The sequence below is a fragment of the Mycobacterium sp. NGS17 genome (genome assembly GCF_059813205.1).
Window position 1 is genome coordinate 1 of sequence record NZ_JCALED010000038.1, and the last position, 572, is coordinate 572.

Consider the following 572-nt stretch of genomic DNA (forward strand, 5'->3'; position numbering starts at 1 on the left):
GTCACCCAATTATTGGAGTCGTTGGACGCCGGGCTGCCCACGGCGAGGGTGTGGACGCAAAGTCACTCGCTGGCATTCGACGTCTCGGTGTGGGAGATCTGGGGTGCGCTGCTCGGCGGTGGGCGGGTGGTGGTGGTGCCCGACGACGTGGTGCGCGCACCGGACGATTTCCACGACCTGCTCGTTGCGGAACAGGTGAACGTGCTCACCGACACTCCGTCGGCTGTGGCGATGCTGCCATCCGAGGGGTTGCAGTCGGTGGCGTTGGTGATGGCTGCGGAGGCCTGCCCGCCGCAGGTGGTGGATCGGTGGGCGCCGGGGCGGGTGATGGTCAACGCCTACGGCCCCACCGAAACCACGATGTGTGTGGCAATCAGCGCCCCACTGCGGGCGGGGTCGGGGGCCCCGCCGATCGGTTCGCCGGTGGGTGGGGCGGCGTTGTTCGTCCTTGATGGGTGGTTGCGTCCGGTGCCGGTGGGGGTGGTCGGTGAGTTGTATGTGGCCGGCGCCGGGGTGGGGGTCGGTTATGTGGGCCGGGCGGGGTTGACCGGATCGCGGTTTGTGGCCTGTCC

1 protein-coding gene is annotated in these 572 nt (G+C 69.1%); it reads left to right on the top strand.

Annotation, left to right across the window (positions count from 1 at the left end):
• Nucleotides 1–572, top strand: a 572-nt coding sequence (locus tag AC5Y7E_RS24245) for an AMP-binding protein (protein ID WP_499950953.1), incomplete at both ends; no start/stop codon positions are given.